The 15125-nt window shown below is 36.7% G+C and carries 12 protein-coding genes; 4 read left to right on the forward strand and 8 right to left on the reverse strand.

Annotation, left to right across the window (positions count from 1 at the left end; translation table 11 throughout):
* Positions 1-180: 180 nt before the first annotated feature.
* From QNI15_RS07920 to QNI15_RS07955, 8 genes are all read right to left on the reverse strand, one after another.
* Positions 181-753 (reverse strand): RNA polymerase sigma-70 factor, encoded by a 573-nt coding sequence (locus tag QNI15_RS07920; RefSeq protein WP_314031272.1) that lies wholly within the window; start codon positions 751-753, stop codon positions 181-183.
* A 318-nt stretch (positions 754-1071) separates the two neighbouring features.
* Positions 1072-2139 carry a Kelch repeat-containing protein gene (locus QNI15_RS07925; protein WP_313996499.1) on the reverse strand — a complete coding sequence of 356 codons (1068 nt, stop codon included), beginning with the start codon at positions 2137-2139 and terminating at the stop codon, positions 1072-1074.
* A gap of 64 nt (positions 2140-2203) precedes the next feature.
* A complete protein-coding gene (locus QNI15_RS07930) occupies positions 2204-3487 on the reverse strand; it encodes a DUF4270 family protein (protein ID WP_314031274.1) in 1284 nt (427 codons plus the stop codon).
* A gap of 338 nt (positions 3488-3825) precedes the next feature.
* Complete coding sequence (locus QNI15_RS07935) at positions 3826-4539, reverse strand: LytR/AlgR family response regulator transcription factor (protein WP_314031275.1); 714 nt, start codon at positions 4537-4539, stop codon at positions 3826-3828.
* Between the two features lie 77 nt (positions 4540-4616).
* Positions 4617-5708, reverse strand: a complete 1092-nt coding sequence (locus QNI15_RS07940) for a sensor histidine kinase (RefSeq protein WP_314031277.1) — start codon at positions 5706-5708, stop codon at positions 4617-4619.
* A 195-nt stretch (positions 5709-5903) separates the two neighbouring features.
* Positions 5904-6359: a heme-binding domain-containing protein gene (locus tag QNI15_RS07945; protein ID WP_314031278.1), complete on the reverse strand. Its 456-nt coding sequence runs from the start codon at positions 6357-6359 to the stop codon at positions 5904-5906.
* 190 nt (positions 6360-6549) lie between these two features.
* Positions 6550-7113, reverse strand: coding sequence for a YceI family protein (locus tag QNI15_RS07950; RefSeq protein ID WP_314031279.1), 564 nt, complete (start codon positions 7111-7113; stop codon positions 6550-6552).
* A 284-nt stretch (positions 7114-7397) separates the two neighbouring features.
* Positions 7398-10220 (reverse strand): TonB-dependent receptor domain-containing protein, encoded by a 2823-nt coding sequence (locus tag QNI15_RS07955; RefSeq protein WP_314031281.1) that lies wholly within the window; start codon positions 10218-10220, stop codon positions 7398-7400.
* Between the two features lie 441 nt (positions 10221-10661).
* Between QNI15_RS07955 and QNI15_RS07960 the strand changes: the two genes are divergently transcribed.
* The 4 genes from QNI15_RS07960 to QNI15_RS07975 all read left to right on the forward strand — a co-directional run bounded on the left by QNI15_RS07960 (position 10662) and on the right by QNI15_RS07975 (position 15124).
* Positions 10662-11642 carry a sensor histidine kinase gene (locus QNI15_RS07960; RefSeq protein WP_314031282.1) on the forward strand — a complete coding sequence of 327 codons (981 nt, stop codon included), beginning with the start codon at positions 10662-10664 and terminating at the stop codon, positions 11640-11642.
* Positions 11639-12382, forward strand: a complete 744-nt coding sequence (locus QNI15_RS07965; protein ID WP_313996516.1) for a LytR/AlgR family response regulator transcription factor — start codon at positions 11639-11641, stop codon at positions 12380-12382. Before QNI15_RS07960 ends, QNI15_RS07965 begins: the two co-directional genes overlap by 4 nt.
* 134 nt (positions 12383-12516) lie before the next feature.
* Positions 12517-13161 carry a hypothetical protein gene (locus QNI15_RS07970; protein ID WP_313996518.1) on the forward strand — a complete coding sequence of 215 codons (645 nt, stop codon included), beginning with the start codon at positions 12517-12519 and terminating at the stop codon, positions 13159-13161.
* 190 nt (positions 13162-13351) lie between these two features.
* The gene (locus tag QNI15_RS07975; RefSeq protein ID WP_314031284.1) at positions 13352-15124 is read left to right on the forward strand and encodes an HSP90 family protein; all 1773 of its coding nucleotides are present in this window, start codon (positions 13352-13354) and stop codon (positions 15122-15124) included.
* Position 15125 lies beyond the last annotated feature (1 nt).

Here is a 15125-nt window from a genome sequence, read left to right on the forward strand (position 1 = left end):
GGGTAAATAAAAAATATCAACAGGTTTGTTTGAGAGTATATACCATGTTTAAATAAGAATCGTTAGTTATATATCCAACACATAGATTGATGCTCTTGTAAATTCTTCATTTTATACTCTTGTTTGATTATAATTGATCTTGTTTAGTAGAACAGTAAGCTTGAATGGCTTCTACAAAGATTAATCTGTATCTGTCAATTGTGTTCGTAACACTTTCAAGGCTTTACTGACCTGATTAGCCACTGTTTGCACAGAAATATTTAATTTTTGTGCAATGTCAGCATAACTCATTTCCTCAAAGCGGCTTAGCTTAAAAATAATGCGGCACTGTTCAGGCAAGTCATCAATGGCTTTCATCACTTTTTTCTCTGTCTCATTCGCAAATGCCTCTGGTTGTTTTACTTCCTGACGGCCATCACCAATACTTTGACGTATGTATTTTGTTTTAATAGATTCATGCTTGATACGATTGAGGCATGTGTTGTGGACAGCTCTATACAAATAGGCTTTTAATGTAAGTGTAATAATTAAATCTTCTCTCCTTTCCCATATTTTCAGAAACATGGATTGTACAATATCTCTGGCCTCATCCGTATCCTTAACAATGGTAAAGGCATACTCACAAAGAGTTCTGTAATATTGTTTAAATACAATCTCAAAAGACTGTTTGTCGCCTTTTCGAATTGCCTCAATAAGTTGCTGATCTGATACGCTCACAAATAATGGTCGGTATGGAGTCTCCAATAGATTCAAAGTATCAGCATTTGATTTCTATACCTGTATGACATTCTATTCAGATACTACTACTACGTAGCATAAATATTATTTCTGTTTAGAAAGAAATACAGGAAATCAAAAGCACTACTTTAGATTAAAACATAAAATAATAAAGCAAAACTATACTTATACTCACACAACTCTATTATTTAAATATAGCAGATAATTGATTATGCAAAATAACGTCAATCATCTTTTCATGTAAGATCAAAAAAAAACTACGAATAGTATATCCTTTTTATAAAAGCATACTATTCGTAGTTCTTTATATATACTTAGCTTTAGACAGTCTGATTATTCATCAGCACAATCAACTTTTACTACATCTGGTGTGAATTGCCACATATCATCCAAAGCAGAGCCTGAACTTGCAGAGGAAGCTCCTGTCATGATATATCCTTTATTATCATAGGAGAATGCCAATGGGAAAGACCGGCCACTACCGCAATCATCTGTAATTTTCTGTTTCTGATTCCAAACATCAGCTGTTGGTTCATATTCCCAGATATCACCTAACTGAGCACTACCACTTGTACCCATAAATATATAGGCTTTGTTATTCAATATAAATACTCCAGCTTGGCTACGAGCACTAAAGTCACCTTCATCAGTTAGCTGATCTTTTTTAGTCCATGTGTTTTGTTCAGGATCATACTCATAGATATTTTTCTGAGGTACTGCGTTGTTAATGCCCAAACCTACATATCCTTTTCCATTTATAGTAAACGCAGTAGCACCATATCGCTTAGATCCACCAAAAGTTCTTATTGGAAGCCATTCGTTATTGACAGCATCATATTTATAAAAATCCTGGAGATAATTATCATTTATACCTGTACCAACATACGCTACATTATTTACTACAAAAGCTACAGCAAATTGACGGCCACTAGGGAAATCTTTGATTTTTGTCCATGTATTTTTGGTGGGATCATATTTATAAAAATCAGCTAAATAGTCACCTTCAGTATCATTATTGTAACCCAAGCCAACATATCCAAACCCACCTGCTGAAAATGCAACAGCACCAGTTCTTGGCACACCAGGAAAAGAAGCAACCTTAACAGAATCCCAATAACCATTGGCTGCATTGTAAATATAAAAATCACTTAAACGATCACCTTCTTTATCAATTCCTAGTCCTGAATATACATTATTACCAATCATAAAAGAAACTGCACCATAACGAGCTACCCCATTATAACCTGATTCAATCTGATACCAGTTACCATCGGCAGGATCAGTACTATCCCCACCACAACTACTCAAAACAAAGGCAGAAACAAATAAAACTAAACTAAAGGCTATCTTTCTTGCAAAACCAGCCTCATCAGCTACTAATAGATTTCTTTTATGGTTCATAAGGTTTATATGATAATTAATAAAATACAATTTTAATTATGGTGACTCTTTATAATGTTAGGAGTTATTTAGAAACCATTGTAACAAACACGGTGAGTTTCATTGCCTTGTTTGCAGATTTCTGGCTGCCAAATACTAGTCTGTCTACACCCAGAGAAGTAGAATAAGGCATAATTAATAACCCATTCCATTCAGAGCCTGTACTTTTCAGGATAGAGTTTACATATTCGTGTAATTCAAAAGAATAAGATTTATCAGTTGTTGTATAGTCTGTTGTATAATTTACCACCTGTTGAGTTGTAGTATAGCTCGTATATAAAGGTGATAATGCTTTGTTTTTTGTAGAAGCATAATACATAGTCAACTGAGAAGGTAACGGAAGAGTAGAAGAGTTGGCTCCTGAAACTGGCTTTATAGTTAAAATAGCCTGATTCAAACTTGCATATCCCACATTCTGCAATTGCTGAATACTAGGAAAATCTATTCGAGTAGCAAAACCTAAACTTTGTTGCAGATATAATTCCTCATTTGTCTCTGTGGAGGAAATGATATCTCCTTGCTTTTGAAGGTTTGCCAGCTTTCCAGGGCGATTGAGTGCCTGTATCTGGTTAAACTTCAATGTAGAACTTAATGGAAACGTCTGTATAGACTCTGTTACGCTTTGCTCATTGTTGGTATGATAATACAACTTTAACATGGTACTATCAGACTTAAATCCCAATACGGCTGCGTTATCATTAGCACCGTTTAGTAAGGCTAATCCATGTAAAATAATCTGAAAATCATCCTGATCCTGCAGCTTGTCTGACTTAGCGGCATTGAATAGTGCCAAGCCCAAATCATCGGACATCCGGATTGTCAGATTTTTACCTAACTTGGGTCTGGCTTTAAATCGTTTATTACCTAAAGATTCAGCTAAAACCGGAACTGAACTTGTATTATAGTAGGTTCTTTCATCGTCCAAATCACTTTGCAAACCATGCAGAGAGATTGTTTGAGATTGCGTTGTATCTCCATACCAGTACTCATAACTGGTAGAAAACACTAAGGAGTCATACTCAATCTTATTGTTGTCTTCTGTCAACTTAAAAGAACTGGTATGACTAAGTTCAAAATAAGGTGTAGCCTGTACTGTACCTAACTTAGGATCTGTATATCGTCCAGCTAATAAACGACTATTTCCACCTGTAGTAATAGAATCAAGAAAAACAGTTGAGGCTCTTACAGTAAATGTGTCCAACACCTGGATCTCTACATTCTGATCTTTATCAGCAAGTTTGATTCCTACATCATTGTCTCCCTTTTCGCAGGCACTTAATCCGACAACTACCAAAGAAATTATACACAAAAGATATAGCCAATGGTACTTGTTAAAGTTGTTTTTGTTAGTCATCAATAATAATCCTATTATGCCAAAAATAGTTGTACTTTACAAAATATGAGCTAAACCTTCAGGAGGAGGAGTTGTGATTTGCCTCATGAAGATACAGATCTGATGCCCATTTCACTTATTTAAAACAGAGTGTACTCCAAAATATTGTGCAAATATGCAAAGACAAATCAGAAGACTTGCAAAAATAGAGATAGAAATATAAAAAGCAAAGAGGTATTGTATTCCCAACTGTTAAATGATGTTAAATGATCAGGCTACCTTATCACAAAATTCTTATATGAGTAAGTATCAGCTTACTCAATTTTACTGAGATTTATTTTTGAAAGAAAGGCTTCACTGTAATGTTCACTGATAGGAATAAACACTTCTCCTATTTTAATTTTCTGATTACGAATACAATCTATTTTCTCCAGTGCTACAATATAGGAACGATGCACACGAACAAACTGTGAAACAGGCAGATTCTCTTCCAATGATTTCATTGTCATACGAGTAACCACAGGTCGGGATTGTCCTGCCAGATAGATTTTAAGATAATCTTTCAGTCCTTCAACATACACAATCTCAGACATCTTGATTTTTACCAGAGAATAATCTGCATGAACAAAGAAATAATCGTTTTCTATAGCTGGCTTTACTTCCTGTTTTCGTAAAGAAAACAACTCATACGCTTTATTGGTAGCTTTCAGAAAACGTTCAAAGGATACAGGTTTTAACAAATAGTCTACTACATCCAGATTAAAACCTTCCAGTGCATATTGATCATACGCAGTAATGAAAATGACCATAGGGGAATACGACAGGCCCTGCAACAACTGTACACCTGTAATACCTGGCATTTGAATGTCTAAAAACATCAGATCAACCTGTTCATTACGCAATGCATCCATAGCCTCAAATGCATTTTTACATCTTTTCACAAGCTTCAGATAAGGTATCTGCTGAATATTATCTACCAGCAAATCCAAAGCAAGACTTTCATCATCCACAGCAATGCAGTTCATCATATGTATTGTTTTAATGTAGTTTTACAGATAATCCAACAAACTTTTGTTTGGTTGAAATCATTTATAAGATAATTAGTTTATAGAGGAATCTTCTTTAAACCCAGTATCTTATTGTGTTTAAACTGAAGTTCTAATGTAACCTGGTATATAGAATCCTGTTGCATAATTTCAAGAGAATGCGCATCAGGATATAACAAATCCAATCTTCTTTTTACGTTCGCTAGCCCTATTCCTGAGGCTTTGTCCTTTTTCTCCTGAAATAGCTGATTAACTTTATTTTTTATAGTAAAAACCAGTTTCTTGTCATCTGCCTCCAGTTTAATCTCTATAATAGGATCTTCAATCATTCCTACTCCATGTTTAAATGCATTCTCAACAAAAGGGATCAGTAACATAGGTTCTATTGATTGTAATGCTAAAGGATAGATGATCTCAAAACGAATTTTGACATCATCTCCGAATCGAAGCTTCTGCAAATCAATATAACTTTGAAGATATTGTACCTCCTTTTCCAAACTCACCTGGGTATCAGCCGATTCATACAACATATATCGCATCAGTTCAGACAACTTAATAATAACAGGTTCAACCAATTCGGATTTCTTGCGAGCTAAAGCTGCCAGGCTATTTAAGACATTAAACATAAAATGAGGACTCACCTGTGACCGCAAGAACGATAACTCCGATTTGAGTCTTTCCGTTTCCTGTTCTTTTCTGTTTTGTTCCATAACAAGGTTATCAGAAACAATCCGGAAGCTGGTACTAAATGCCCACGTAAAAAACAAAGGAAATAGATTACCTATATGAAAAGGCCGTCTAAAACCTCCTCCTGCAGGATTATGTAGATGAAACAGATATTCACGAACAAAATGATTGATAATCAGTGCCACAACCACAACTCCTAACACAATAAATATATACGAGACTATACCCTTCTTCCGCAATACTTTCGGAATCAGATAGTAGGCATTGATATAAAAAAAGGGAATATCCAACAAATTAAATATCAGGAAATAATAGTCAGGTAATGATGGGGGTCGCGGGCCAGGATTTGGAGGAGGATGATTTCTAAAGACCAGCGGCGTTGCCAGAAATAAAACCCAGAAGCATACATGAAGTATAACAAAAAGAGTAGAAGAAAGAACCGATTTAGACCGAATAGACACCATGCAAAATCTTAAAAACCCACACAAGTTTAGTGATAATACTCAGGTATTTATCCGAAAATAGAAAGAAAGGTAAAATATGTAGACTAACGTATCAAATGTAGCTATAAGTAAAATGATTTACAGGATCTCAGTAAACCATTTTACTTATATGTATACCCGATTATATTACTTATCAGTTATATTCAATTGTATATGTCAAGGCAGTTTGATTTTTTGCCTTTCTCCCTTTACCCAATCTACTATTGTTTTTATTTGTGTTTCATGGAGTTTGGCATCCTTGTGCAATAAAGTATAAGAGGATATAGGCATATGGCCTTCTTCTACTTCCTCTGCTATTTCTTCCAACTTGTGATCCATTCTTTTGGGTTCGTACTGAGCAAAGTCTGAAAAATTCAGTTCTCTCTTTCCTTCATCCACATGATGACTCAACCACAAACCAATAGGATTTATGTTTGCATACCAGGGATATTCCGTATGATTAGAATGACAATCAAAACAGGCTGTTTTTAATAGTCCGGCAACTTCCGGAGTTACCTGAACAAAGTGAGTGTAATCTTTTTCAGATTCAGCAGTCCCTAGATTCCGTTCCGGGCGGATAAACTGAATCAGAACCAAAATGGCAATAAAAATAAGTAAGATTTTTTTCTTCATACGTTTACTTGACTGAAAATCATCAGGTATAACTATACCTGTAAGAGAAGAGTGGGGAAATAATTACTATGAAAATAAACCAAGGCTTATATTTTTACTATTATCTTATAAAACGGTGCACTAGTACTGTATACAGCACAGGGTTGCATCAAATAAGAAGACAACCCTGTGCTTATTGAATTTCAATCCATTACTTATTAATCTCAATATTTGCTACAATATTTACTTCATCACTAATCACTGCAGCAGGTGCAGAACCAAGATTGAAATCAGATCGCTTGATACTTCCCAAGGCTTTAAATCCGGCTATGGTTTTCTTGTTCATAGGATTTGTAGTAGTGCCATTGAGTATTAGATCCAGAACAACCGGTTTGGTTACTCCATGTAAAGTCAGATCTCCAGCCAGTTTGTATTTTTTTCCTTCTGCTTTTTTAATAGAAGTACTTTTAAAGGTAAGGGTTGGATATTTAGCTGCGTCAAAAAACTTATCACTTTTTAAGTCTTTATCACGATTATCATTATCTGTATCTATACTGTTTACGTCCGCAGTCAATTCCACTACAGCATCGGAAAAATCGTCTTTGGAAGAAGTAACTTTGAGATCAAAATTTTTAAATGAGCCATCTACTTCCGAAACCATCATATGGGTAACATTAAAACCTAATTTTGCATGAGCTTTATCCAAAGTCCAGGTCTGACCGAAAGTAACAATGGTACTACTCATGAGAGCAATGGTAAAAAAGATTTTTTTCATAATTTAACACAGATTAGGTGATACAGATAAAAACAAATTTTACAATCCTCCTATTTATTTTCTGCTCTATGTATCAGCAACTAATGGGCAAAAGCTGCTGAGCTTTGTATTGGACAAGGTAAACAAAAATATAAATATTCACACAATCAGCTGGTATTATTCTAATTCTTCCTGGCCCCTTATAATTGTTCCTGTAGGAATGGATAAAAAGGTAGGCAGGTTGAGGAATGTCTGGTTTTGAGGAATAAAAAAAGGCCTGACTGTATGTCAGGCCTTTTTTCTAGTTAACTATCTTTTTTGGCTGGAGCAATGATTTCTTTATCCTGAATCCTTTTTGCATTTTGTTCAGGAGCAGGTTTATTGGCTGGTTGTCCTTCCAATATTTCCGAATGAAGTTGCTTTTTGAATGGCTGTATGCTTCCGGAACTGTCTTTTATCGTTGAATCTTTCTTGAAAGAATCTCTCTTGAATTGTGTACTGTCCCGTTTAATTCCATCCTTTTGTCCCGGATATTGACCGCCTGGTCTCTGTCCTCCCTGCTGAGGTGCTCCTTGTCCTGGAGGACGGCCTTGCCCCTGCATTTGCTGACGGCCTCCCTGACCTTGTCCTTCGCCTCCTCCCATACCTCCACCACCATTGTCACCACCTTCTTTCATATCATCATTATTAATAGATTTTCTCCGTCTTGGTGCTGAATCAAAACTCATCTTACCAATACGATAGCTGAAGGTAATTTTAAAGTTCATGTTATGCATCTCGTTTACACTACGTTGTGTAAGAATAGGAGAGTTCAATTCTGTACGAATACGCATAGCTGTTGTGAAGAAGTTTTCTGCTCCAAATCCAATACTTCCTTTCTTGTTCTTGAATTCTTTGCGAATTCCTAAGCTATAAATTCCAAATCCACCCTGTATACCTTGGAGTTGTACCTGACGGCCTCTGTAAAAGGAGAATGCCTGTATACCCCACCCATTCTTAATAGTGTAGTTTCCAAAGAAACGGAAGTTATATACCCAACCTTCATTACTCGCCCGGTAAATAGGATTTGGATTATTATTATCCAATACTGAATAATACACATCTGTTCCACCGTTCAGAGATAGTTTATTGGAAAGATTAATGTTGACAAATAAGTTTACACCATAAGAGTTCTCACTTCCAATATTCTGATATGTAGTACGAATTCCAGTGAGAGAATCTGTAGGATTGACAAACAAATCCCGTACACTTTGTATCGCATCATTGGTATTTCTAACAAAAGCAGCAAAATTCAAAGATGTAGTCTTGATAGTAGTATTATAACCTACTTCAAAGTTATTGGTATATTCAGGTTGTAATCTTGGGTTACCTTCTGTTATATTCAACTGGTTAGTTCGTTGAATATTAGGGTTTAGAAACTGAATAGAAGGACGTTGAATCCTACGATTATATGAGAATTTGATCATATTTCCTTTTTTCAGTTTCTTGGAAATATTCAGGCTAGGTACTAATACTCCATAAGATGGAATATCTATATCTGCCTCGTCCTGCAAATATGCACGGATTGTAGTATATTCATAACGGCCTCCCACTTTGAAGCTATAATTATTCTGTGTACTAAAGGTATAAGAAGCATATCCTGAAGTAACATTCTGATTATATGTCAGATTATTGGAATAGACATCATCTGTTATAAGTTGAAATGATCCACCTTCCAGTGCTTTAAATGTTTGAAAATCGCTGGTTACTTGTCGCATTATGTTCTTTGCACCCATTTCTAACATTTGATTCTTTGCAATCGGATTTTGATAGTCCAGTTGTAGCGTCACCTCCTGGTTATGGCTATCATTTATATTTTTCTGAGAAGCAGTATCTGCTGTTTGTGAAATACCTAGAAAGTCGTTAGTACGATTATTACGGCTATACAATGCAAGAATACTCAATTCTTTCTGAGGCTTTTCAAACAAATGAGTATACGTTAAATTTAAATCTATCGTTCCTGACAGATCTTTCACCTTTACGTCACTTACATTACTTGTTGGTGGATTACTCAGATCATATCTGGTAGCTAATGTTGTTAAATCATCCTGATAGGATGTATTATTTCTAACGCCATATTGCACAGAGGCAGATAACGCGTTATATTTATTAATATCATAGTCCCATCCAAGTGTATAACGGCCAAACATACCATTGTTACGGGTATTTGCTTTTTGTGTATTTAAACCAGTTTTAGTTTCCTGGCTATTTTCATACTTCCCGTTCACATTGTAGTTGCCACGACCAAAACCTCCTAGTGAAAAGCCCATCTTACCTTTACGATAACTTCCATTCAGACCCAGGTTTGCCCCTCTTAATCCTGCACTACCATCTATGTTCAGAGATATACCCTGCATATTGTTCTTTTTGGTAATGATATTGATAATACCTCCAGAACCTTCCGCATCATATTTGGCAGATGGAGAGGTAATTACTTCAACAGATTTAATCTGGTCAGCAGGGATTTGTTTCAATGCATCAGCGATACTTCCTGCAGTGATAGTAGAGGGTTTGTTGTTAATCAACACTCTGATATTCTGGCTTCCCCGCATCGAAACGTTTCCATCCATATCTACTGATAGCATAGGTACACGTCTCAATACATCTGTAGCATCTCCCCCTTTGGCAGTTGCATCATTCTCTGCGTTATACACAGTACGGTCAACTTTTTCTTCAATCAGGTTGCGTTGTCCTACAATCTCTACTTCCTGTAGTTTTTGTGTCTGTGAAGACAGATAAATCTGACCCATATTCACATCAGAGCTTTTATCTGTTATAGTGGGCAGCTTGATTTCAACTGTATTGTAGCCAATAAAGCTAATCTGCAAAGCAAAGCTTCCTTCAGATACTTTAGCCAATGTAAATTTTCCTTTGTCATCACATACAGCTCCATCTACTGGCTTTTTAGTGGCAGGATTGATCAGTGCTACAGTAGCGAAAGGAACAGGTTCTTTGGTAGTCGAATCAATGACAGTACCTGTAATGCGTACAGTGCCTCGAGGTGCAGATGCTGTTACTTGAGTTTGGGCCCAAACAGCACGGGTCCCCATAGTTAAAAGTGTTAAGGTTAACACTAAGATTTTATACATAGCATTTTTGGTTTGAAAATACTTCATATCAGCTAGAAATTCACTCATCAGTTTTGTCAGAATAAACACAAAGAAATACACAATGTTAAGATGGAAGAAACCTCATTAGACTATCTGTTTGTTATATTCTACCGTTCGGCTAATTATTCGACAAACGAGTCTGACGAGAAAACTACGGCGATTATCGATCAAAAATGTCTGATTGTATAATAATGGCACAGATTAAGGATGAACGGTAAAGATGACTTAGTTAATTCACACTTTTTCACGTTATTTGAGTAAGGTGCTTTACCGCTACAACCATACTTTTCATCTAACGTATACATTGTCCTTACTATCATTGAGTATCTATCTGATATCTGACAGATAGAATTGCCTGGGTCTATGCAATCATTGAATCAACACAAACGTGTCCTCTTAATGCACTTATCATTCTGGTGCATGTATCTTTCATTTTTTAGTTATCAGCTTAGCTTTTACCAGAAAGACAATATTAACTGGCCACGATTTCTAACCATTGTAGCTATACAACTGATATTTACTTCTATTCCAGCCTATATAAACTATTTCTTTTTTCTTCCGAGGTTTCTGGAACAGAAAAAAGCAGGGAAGTATTTGCTGGGATTTTTGCTGCCGTTTGCCTTATTATATATCATCAGGATGTATACAGAACGTTATTTACTGGACGGATTTACCCACAAATATGAGTATCTGTATGGTCCCCGGTTCATAATCCAGACTATTGTAGTCACGCTTTTTATTACTGTTTTTGTGGCTATGCTACGTTTTGCCATTGAGTGGTTTGAGCTGGACTCCAAAAAGAAATCTATTGAAAATGAGAAATTATCCGCCGAATTACGCTTTTTAAAAGCCCAGATTAATCCTCACTTTCTCTTTAATACACTCAATAACCTCTATTATCTTGCTTTTACTCAATCTCCTAATACAACAGAAGTCATTGCCAAACTTTCACAAATGATGCGGTATATGATCTACGATTCCAATCACCCACGTGTGATGTTAAGTAAAGAGATTGAGTATATGGAGAATTATATTAGTCTGGAGAAACTCAGATTAAACAATCAGATTCCTATTCATTTTGAAGTACATGGTACCACAGGCCATGTACTGATTGTGCCCTTGATTCTGATTACATTTCTGGAAAATGCATTCAAACATGGTGTCAGCAATAACAACCCTGAGGCCTGGATCAATGTAAAACTGGAACTTCAGGGTACAGAATGCGTTTATATTGTAGAGAACAGTAAATTACCTGACAAAACGCTGAAGCCAGAGAAATCCGGGATAGGCCTGCAAAACGTCCAGCGACGATTAGACCTTAGCTATCCGGAAAATTACAGTCTGAAAATAACAGACACATCTGATCGCTACCGGATTGAACTTAAACTGAATGCTGCATGAACCTGACTTGTGTTATAGTTGAAGATGAACCCCTGGCTCGCAATCTCCTGACTCAATATATTCATAAGGTTTCGTATCTGACACTGGTACATACCTGCTCCAACCCCATGGAAGCACTTGAATTTCTGAGAGATAATAAAGTAGACATATTATTTCTGGATATTCAGATGCCAGAAATAACAGGTATTTCTCTTTTGAAAATTCTGCAGGTTAAGCCACTGGTGATTCTCACTACTGCCTATTCAGAATATGCATTGGAAGGATACGAACTGGATGTGGCAGATTATCTTCTTAAACCCATCACCTTTGAACGTTTTCTAAAAGCCGCAGAAAAAGCGGCGGGTCGTCTAACAACACCTGGTCAACAACAGCAAACAGAAACTTTACCTGATAAGCCACCTACCGAACCGGCCTCACCTTTTATCTTTGTAAAAGATGGGACAAAGCTGGTCAAAATCCGCCTACAAGATATTTTATATGTAGAAGGGTTAAAAGATTATGTAACCATCCATACTCATCATCAGAAAGTAGTAAGTCTGCAAAGACTAAAGTCACTGGAAGAGCAGCTACCACAGGATCGTTTTCTTCGTGTACACCATTCCTATATTGTAGCACTGGAAGGAATTGATGCAATTATGAAAGAGAAAGTTCAGATTGGCAATGCTCTTATTCCTATTGGCGACACCTACCGGAAATCATTTAAAGAGTTTATTGAACGTAATCATTTGCAGTCAGATTAGGGTATTTCAAAGTATCTATAATACACTCAAAATTGCCACAATAAAACTCCTGTAATACCAAATAGATAGGCTTTTTTTTCGTATCTTGAGGGAAATTAAATCAGTGTTTATTCCCTTACAGATATAGTCTATTTATGTCCAGATACCATACAAATTCAACCGCTATTCGTAAAAACAGATCAGAATATTATCGTTTGAGAGCCTATGAAGCACGTCTCAATGAACAACTGCACCATATGCTCAAACGAATCAAACAGATTGAGGAAAATGAGAAGCTGTCATTAGCCAATCAAAAGCTTCTTACCTATTTACTAGCTCAGGCAACCCTGCAAAAAGCCGAACTGGAGGCCCAACCCGATTCCAAAGAACGCAATAAGCAACTCAAAAAAGCAGAAAAAGAGTTTAAAGAAGTCGATGCCAGGTATAAACGCAATGAGTATCATCTGGCTGTGTTGGAGAAAAAGAAGGACAAAGACAATGCAGCGAAATATATTTTGAAGGAAAACAAACGGGATCAGGTTTCCATCCGTATCCAGATTGCCTATGATACCTGGATGCAACTGGAACAGGCTCAGCAACAAATCAATCTGAAGCTAAGTAAAGAAGCTCAATCCATTACAGAATCAGTTACAGATAATACAACTCTTGCTTCAGCGTTAACTTCTGTTTTACAGTCCTCTTCACACAATGAAGAACTAATAAAGTATTGGCTTATTCGGGCAGTTGCAATCCAGCGTGTTCTTCTAGCATCCCGATATACCGCTTTCCGAAAAAGGTAAATCTACAACTATCCTATTTATTACATAATCTCTATCATTCACGTGGTTACCAACCTACCATGCAGGGTATTTATTTGCCTAACAGAATAGGTATGTTTGTAACATTTCAGAGAGTGATGCGTATTTTGCATGTCTCAGCTATACTAACACTATAATTACATTCAGTAAATTTTTCTGCCACACGCTTATTATGGAAAACTCTATTTTTCAGGTCAATTTATCCGGAATCTTAAAAGTCTTATCTGACAGTTTATACAGTAGCTGGGAGGTATTTATCCGGGAATTATTACAAAATGCCAATGATGCTATTACAGCCAGAGGCCTGAAAGAAAGTTTTAATCCAATCATTCAAATCGACTTCTTTGAAACAGGAACATCCAGAGTGTTGCAGATCAAAGACAATGGTATTGGCCTTACAGCAGATGAGATGACAGAGTTTCTGTCTAAAATCGGCTCCAGCTCCAAAAGAAATACATCTGATATGTTTGATCGTGAACAACAATCGTTTATTGGTCAGTTTGGTATTGGGCTTCTCTCCTGCTTCATGGTTTCTGAAAAAATCGAAGTAGAAAGCACAGCCTGGAATAGCACTTCAACGATGCGCTGGATTGGCAATACGGATGGCACCTATGCAATAGAACCAACAGAGTACAACGGATATACAGGTACCAAAGTACGTCTTGCAATCAAGAAAGACATCGCACTTACGTCTGACAAGCTAACCTTTCTACTTCATAAGTACGGAGATTATTTACCTGTACCTATAAAATATTCATACAATGCCGGCTCTGAGATTACTTTTCAAAAGGAATTTCCATGGCTTACCCGTTCTACGGGTAGTGAGGCGCTCATGCTAGGTAACCGTGTATTTGGAGAAAGGTTTTCTCATTATTTTCCTATTCAGGATAGCAAAGGACAAACACAGGGTTTAGCCTATGTCTTGCCTCATCCTACTCATACAACCAGTGTCAGCAAACATGTATTGTATGTCAAACGCATGTTTATTTCTGACTCTTGCGGAGATATTTTGCCTGACTGGGCCTTTTTTGTAAGGGCCATCCTCAATTCAGATAACTTAAGTACAACAGCTTCCCGTGAAGATATTTACCATAACGAAATCCTTGAAGAAGTACGAGAATCGTTGGGTATCAGTATCAAAAAGTACCTAAAGAAATTAGGCGATTCAGATCCGGAAGCTATGCAGGAAATTATCGTTACCCATGCACAGGCATTGAAGTCACTGGCATTGGAAGATGATGATTTCTTTGCTTTTATCAAAAACTGGTTCATATTTCCGACCACACAAGGTGATCTTTCCCTAAAACAGATCCAGCAACAATCCAGCTCTATTCTTTTTGTTTCTGATCTGGACGAATTCCGGCAGATTGCTCCTATTGCCAGAGCTAACAACCAACTGGTAATCAACGCTGGATATATTTATGATACCCCAATTCTTTTAAAGTTACAGGATCGGGATCATACAGGAAAGACTCGCCAGATCAATCCGGAATACTTTGGCAATATTCTCAACGACATTGATATTGAGACGTATGATCTTATACGTAAACGCATGGATATACTTCAAGCCATTCTGATTGAGTTTGACGTAGAACTGGATATTAAAGCATTTTCACCGGAGCATGTTCCAGCCATGTTACATATGTCACAGGACTCCATTCAGAAAAGAGATTTTAAGAGTATTCGTGACGAATCAGATAGTTTGTGGGCTGGTGTCTCTGATGCCATACTTGACTTTGACCCAGGATTTCGGGCTAAACTATTCCTGAACTATAGAAATGAAATCGTCAAGAAACTTTTGTATACGGAAGCATCAAAGAAAATAGATCCTTATATACAAATGCTGTATTTCAATGCCCTGATGATGGGTCACTATCCATTGTCCGGCAAAGAACTGGATCGCATGAATGAAAACATCATGATACTACTTAACACCAATCTATAAA

Origin of the sequence: Xanthocytophaga flava (assembly GCF_030068545.1) — a bacterium.
GTDB classification, from domain to species: domain Bacteria; phylum Bacteroidota; class Bacteroidia; order Cytophagales; family 172606-1; genus Xanthocytophaga; species Xanthocytophaga flava.

Coding starts and splice junctions, on each gene's coding strand:
- QNI15_RS07970 (WP_313996518.1), top strand. CDS start 12,517: ATGTCCAGATACCATACAAATTCAACCGCTATTCGTAAAAACAGATCA.
- QNI15_RS07965 (WP_313996516.1), top strand. CDS start 11,639: ATGAACCTGACTTGTGTTATAGTTGAAGATGAACCCCTGGCTCGCAAT.
- QNI15_RS07925 (WP_313996499.1), bottom strand. CDS start 2,139: ATGAACCATAAAAGAAATCTATTAGTAGCTGATGAGGCTGGTTTTGCA.
- QNI15_RS07935 (WP_314031275.1), bottom strand. CDS start 4,539: ATGATGAACTGCATTGCTGTGGATGATGAAAGTCTTGCTTTGGATTTG.
- QNI15_RS07940 (WP_314031277.1), bottom strand. CDS start 5,708: ATGGTGTCTATTCGGTCTAAATCGGTTCTTTCTTCTACTCTTTTTGTT.
- QNI15_RS07975 (WP_314031284.1), top strand. CDS start 13,352: ATGGAAAACTCTATTTTTCAGGTCAATTTATCCGGAATCTTAAAAGTC.
- QNI15_RS07950 (WP_314031279.1), bottom strand. CDS start 7,113: ATGAAAAAAATCTTTTTTACCATTGCTCTCATGAGTAGTACCATTGTT.
- QNI15_RS07955 (WP_314031281.1), bottom strand. CDS start 10,220: ATGTATAAAATCTTAGTGTTAACCTTAACACTTTTAACTATGGGGACC.
- QNI15_RS07945 (WP_314031278.1), bottom strand. CDS start 6,359: ATGAAGAAAAAAATCTTACTTATTTTTATTGCCATTTTGGTTCTGATT.
- QNI15_RS07960 (WP_314031282.1), top strand. CDS start 10,662: ATGTATCTTTCATTTTTTAGTTATCAGCTTAGCTTTTACCAGAAAGAC.